Source organism: Cupriavidus sp. BIS7, from assembly GCF_000292345.1.
Classification (GTDB): domain Bacteria; phylum Pseudomonadota; class Gammaproteobacteria; order Burkholderiales; family Burkholderiaceae; genus Cupriavidus.
The window spans coordinates 1-3,803 of record NZ_ALOU01000054.1; the positions used below are offsets into that span (position 1 = coordinate 1).

Genomic DNA, 3,803 nt, shown 5'->3' on the forward strand with positions numbered 1-3,803 from the left:
TCGAAACCGGGTGGTCTGCGATGTTGCGCCATCGGCACGAGCAGGTAGCACATCATGAGTAGCTCCGCCAGCGGAAGCAGAATCGTCGTGGCGAAGACGAGCACCGCCACCAGCGCCATGTCATCCGCATACAGTGCCTGTACAGCGCCCCATAGCGTGGTCTCCATGCGCGATCCCTTGAGTTCCATGACGACAATCGGGTACGCGTTCGAGATCAGAAACAGGATCAGGGCGGTCACTACGAGCGGCAGCAGGCGACGATAGGCACGCGAACTGTCGCGATAGAGCGCGCCACCGCAGCGCAGGCAGGCGGCACGTTCGCCCGGTTTCAGTGCCACACGTGTATGGAGTGCGTCGCAATGCTCGCATGCGACCAGCCGGTGTGAATCCTGTAACCGGACGGGCGGCGGGAAGTGGTTCTGATGCACGGAGTGTCCTGGGTCTTCGGCCTCGTTGCAGGAGGCAGGCAGTGCGTGGGCGCACCGTAATCTTTCAAGATTCCCGCATTCTGCATCATATTGACTTGCATGTCAGCATGACAATATGTATCTTATTGTCACTGCGGCGGGAACCGCTGCCGCAAAACGCCTGCTTTTCCGCTACGCCATGCGACATGCGGGCCATTTCTCTTCAAAACGCTATCCATGAAAGTAGTCTGCGAAGTCGAAATTCGCGAAGGCCTGCCCCATGACATCCTCGCAGCGGCCGAACGCCTGATCGTCGTGACGGAGACACTGTGCGACGCGGCGCACTCAATGCCGGTTACGGACGGCGCGGAGCTTGTCCGTATCAAGGAGGGGGGGATGTTTATGGCTTACGCCATGTTGTCGGCGTTGTAGCGGCGGATTGATATAATCGCCGCGTCACTTAAGGTCCTCTAACTGAAGATGCCTGCCGATACTGATCCGAAAGACCACCGCCCTCGCGTTGCCGCTGAACGGCGCGCACGGATGCGCATGCGTCTCATTGAAAGCGCGATGATTGTCTTTGCACAACGAGGTATCGGCGTCAGCGTGATCCCTGAAGTCATCGCGGCAGCTGGCGTCTCTCAAGGTTCCTTCTACAACTACTTTCGTACTAACGATGACCTGCTGGCGGCTGTCAGCGAAGCGCTTAGTCACGACATGGTGCAAATGATCGAGAGCGTGGTCGGCGAGATCGAAGACCCGGCGTTGCGTGTTGCAACGGGTATTCGCTTGTATCTCCACCTTGCGCGATCCTATCCTGTTGTGGCGCAGTTTCTTTCCAGTACGGGCCTGAGCGTAGTTGGCAAGAAAAGTGCCGTGTACGAGTACCTGCCCTCGGATATCAAGGAAGGTCTGAAGACGGGCACGTTTGACGGAGCGTCGGCCGATGTTGCATTGGACCTGGTAACCGGCGCTGGGGTAATTGCCGTTCACCGTATGGCCACGGGAAGAACGACCAAGGACTACCCCGAGCAGATCGTCCGGGGAGTGTTGCGGTCGCTCGGCGTGCCTGCATCGCGTGCCACAAAGTTGACCTCTTCGGCTTTGCCAAAGCTGGTAGCCTCGCCTGAATCACTGCTCGAAAAGGCACAGGAGAAGCTCGCCGCCAAGGCCGAGCTCTCCAACTAGCGAGTGCAAAGTGCTACGGCGCATCGCTGATCGCTTCGGCGAGCAGGTGGTCGAACAGCACTTCGCTCGCATCTAGCGGCGACCTGGATATCGCATCGGCCACCGCTTCCTCTACACCTAAGGCGCGCAACGCCACGGCAGCGGCGAGCTCCGAAAAATCCTCACGGCATTCGGTTTCAAGCATGCGATGCATCGCGCTCATTGCAGCGCCGGCAACGATGTTGAACGCCAGGGCGATCGGCATGCGCCTGAAGCGCTTGCGTCGGACGCCTTCCTCTATGTCCCTGCGGACAAATTCCAGCATATTGGTTGCCTGGTAGCCAGCCCAGCCAAGCCGGCCAAGGATTCCAGCTACAGCCGGCTGGTGCATCGCAAGAATCGACGCCAACCGGATCCCCCTTGCGATGCGCTCGGCCGGATCGTCATGGCCACGCACAATAGGGTCAGCCACCCGCACCCACTGTTCAGCAATCTTCTCAACCAGCTCCCGCAGAATCGCGTCAGACGACGGGAAGTACTTGTAGAACGTGCCCCGTGACACTCCTGCCGCCGAAATGATGTCGTCGATGGAAGGCGAGGCGGCGCCATTCCCTACCAACAAACTCAGCGCACTGTTCAGCAACAGCGAACGCATACGCTGCCGTCGCTTTGCTGCAACGCGCTGGCGGTGGTCAGTGGCTTCCCACGGTTCCATTTCCGCTGCGAACCTCTTCTGTATCAGGGTCATTGATCTGTTCTCTCCTTATGGTCAATAAGCTCGACGTGACCGCACGCGCCGGCTTCCCTGCGTCTTCGATCTTCGTCGACCGCATCACTCCGCACATTGCGCTTGTCCTTGCACATCCTCCTCGCGGTCGCGCGCCTTCTTCGCCTCACGTGGTGTCTAGCACATCAAAGTTGATTTGCTTCCGCGCTTGAACTAAATTATACGTCATCATGACACCGACGTCAGTATGATGTATATTCCGGGCTCATCGGAAGGGCGAAAGCCCGAACAGGCCTGCCGTCACTGATACCAGCACGAGTCTGCGGAACGGACTCCGTGGCGTGGACACTGCTGATGAATCGCAGGCGAGCGACGGACCTTATTGGAGGGCAGAAATTGAACGGGAATCATCGAGCGGCAGTGCTCGCCATCATCGCGGCGGCGAGCCTGCTGGCGGCGTGTACAGAGAAACCCGCGTCCGAACACACGGATGTAAGGCCAGTGCGGACCGTGGTGGTCGGGCGTAGCAACGGCTCGGTCAGCGCGAACTATTCGGGCGAGATCCGCGCGCGTTACGAAAGCCAGCTGGGATTCCGCACGGCGGGCAAGATCGTCGCCCGGATGGTGGAAGTGGGTAGCCATGTCAAGCGCGGCCAGCCGTTGTTGCAACTCGATCCCACCCAGGAAACGTTGCAGGTGGCGGCGGCTGGCGCAGAGGCTGACGCGGCGAGAAGCCGGGTAGCCCAGGCGCGGGTCGATGTGAAACGTACCGAGCAGCTGCTGGCGCAGAACTTTGCCTCGCAGGCCGAGCTGGATCAGCAGCGGCTTGCGCTTAACCAGGCGGAAGCACAACTGCGTTCTGCCCAGGCGCGCCAGCAGCTGAATGCCAACCTGCGCGGATTTACCACGCTTGTGGCCGACCGTGATGGGGTGGTCAGCGCCATCAATGCGGAAGCCGGGCAGGTAGTGGCAGCCGGCCAGTCAATCGTCACCGTTGCGGCCGACGGCGAGCGCGAGGTCTCGATCAGCATTCCAGAGTCGCGCGTTGACGAACTTCGCAACGCCCAGAAGCTCACGATCACGGTGTGGGCGCATCCGGAAAAGTCCTGGAGTGGCAAGCTCCGCGAGCTTGCGCCGGACGCTGACAGTGTCACGCGCACGTACTCTGCGCGCATTTCGATCCTGGACGCAGACGCCGATCCCAGCCTCCTGCGTCTGGGTATGACAGCGTCCGTGATGGTTCCCGACGTGAACGGCAGTGGCGCGATTCGCGTGCCGCTGACTGCCATTGTCGATCATGAACGCAGCCGGCAGGTGTGGGTGGTGGACCCCAAGACGTCACGGGTGATCGCACGTGAAGTGAAGCTTGGCGCTGAGCAGAACGACAGCGTCATTGTGGTGGCGGGTCTGGCGGGCGGCGAGACCGTGGTGAGTGCCGGTGGGCATATGCCAGCAGGTGAAGCTGGCGGAGATGGTGACCGTCGCCCAGGCGGGAGGTGCGA

At 60.6% G+C, this 3,803-nt stretch carries 5 protein-coding genes; 3 read left to right on the top strand and 2 right to left on the bottom strand.

All coding sequences use genetic code 11. The annotated features are described in order from the left end of the window. A partial coding sequence (locus tag B552_RS27730; protein WP_035880076.1) for a paraquat-inducible protein A occupies positions 1-428 on the bottom strand: 428 nt, incomplete at its 3' end. A 216-nt stretch (positions 429-644) separates the two neighbouring features. Between B552_RS27730 and B552_RS0119015 the strand changes: the two genes are divergently transcribed. Together B552_RS0119015 and B552_RS0119020 are read left to right on the top strand one after the other, a co-directional pair. Then, a complete protein-coding gene (locus tag B552_RS0119015) occupies positions 645-839 on the top strand; it encodes a hypothetical protein (RefSeq protein WP_019450642.1) in 195 nt (64 codons plus the stop codon). 117 nt (positions 840-956) lie between these two features. Continuing rightward, entirely contained in the window at positions 957-1,595 is a 639-nt protein-coding gene (locus B552_RS0119020) for a TetR/AcrR family transcriptional regulator (RefSeq protein ID WP_237718276.1), read from the top strand. Positions 1,596-1,608: 13 nt separating this feature from the next. Here B552_RS0119020 and B552_RS0119025 read toward each other — a convergent pair whose 3' ends face one another. After that, complete coding sequence (locus B552_RS0119025) at positions 1,609-2,322, bottom strand: TetR/AcrR family transcriptional regulator (protein ID WP_019450644.1); 714 nt, start codon at positions 2,320-2,322, stop codon at positions 1,609-1,611. A 399-nt stretch (positions 2,323-2,721) separates the two neighbouring features. Between B552_RS0119025 and B552_RS27735 the strand changes: the two genes are divergently transcribed. Further along, a partial coding sequence (locus B552_RS27735; protein ID WP_019450645.1) for an efflux RND transporter periplasmic adaptor subunit occupies positions 2,722-3,803 on the top strand: 1,082 nt, incomplete at its 3' end.

What these genes read in the sequence shown, in the direction of transcription:
- B552_RS0119015 (WP_019450642.1), top strand. Translation starts at nt 645, where the DNA reads ATGAAAGTAGTCTGCGAAGTCGAAATTCGCGAAGGCCTGCCCCATGAC.
- B552_RS0119020 (WP_237718276.1), top strand. Translation starts at nt 957, where the DNA reads ATGCGTCTCATTGAAAGCGCGATGATTGTCTTTGCACAACGAGGTATC.
- B552_RS0119025 (WP_019450644.1), bottom strand. Translation starts at nt 2,322, where the DNA reads ATGACCCTGATACAGAAGAGGTTCGCAGCGGAAATGGAACCGTGGGAA.